At 47.7% G+C, this 911-nt stretch carries 1 pseudogene; it reads left to right on the top strand.

From position 1 onward, the window contains the following. Positions 1-911, top strand: a pseudogene (locus R7040_RS25245) (endonuclease/exonuclease/phosphatase family protein); the annotation flags it as partial.

Below are 911 nucleotides of genomic sequence, written 5' to 3'. Positions count from 1 at the left end.
AGACAAGTACCAAGAAGAGTACTTCGGAAGTGATGCGATCATGGTTGCTATCTTGTACCGCGCGAAAGTGGTCACGCCAAAAGAAGCGGCGAAAGTGATCTTCACGCCAGAGCAGCACATTGCCGAAAACACCATTACTCGTAAAGATGGTGCTGAGAGCAACCCTGCGTACGACAAATACCAACGCCACAGCTTGTTGCAAACCTTCACGGTACAAGAGAGCGGTGAAGATCTTTCTATCGTCGTTAACCACTTCAAATCGAAAGGTTCTGAATGTATTGAAGAGTGGATCGCCGGCGTAGAAGACTCGGAGCCTGCGGATCTGCAAGGCAACTGTAACAACTTCCGTGTTTCTGCTGCGCACGCAGTGGGAGAAGCGTTGAAAGACGTGAAAGGCGATGTGTTGCTGATGGGGGATCTCAATGCGTACGGCATGGAAGATCCACTACTGACACTGACTGACTACTCGAAAGAGAAATACGGACGTGATATCTACACAGCGGGTTACACCACAATCAACGGTGGTGAGTTGCAAGTTGAGCAAACGCAAATCAAACAAGGTTACGGCCTGAACAACCTTAATACCTTGCTGCATGGCACAGACACGTTTTCGTACACCTATTCTGGTGAGCTGGGCAATTTAGACCACGCCTTGGCAAGCAACAGTTTGGCGTAAAAAGTGGTAGCGATTGAAGATTGGCACATTAACTCACTAGAAAGTAATTTGTTTGAGTACGGCAGCAAATACACAGGTGACATGCCGAAATACAAAGATGCGTTCTCGGCATCTGATCACGATCCTGTGATCATCGCGATTGATTTACCTGATACGGATATCGATTTACCGAAAGCGGGTGAAAATTTAGCGGTAGATGTACGTTTGCCACCAAACGCGGTTGCAGGTGACATCT

The sequence above is a fragment of the Vibrio sp. 1069 genome, from assembly GCF_033340555.1.
Note: the sequence above shows the minus strand (reverse complement) of the source record. Positions and strands in the feature narration are given on the sequence as shown.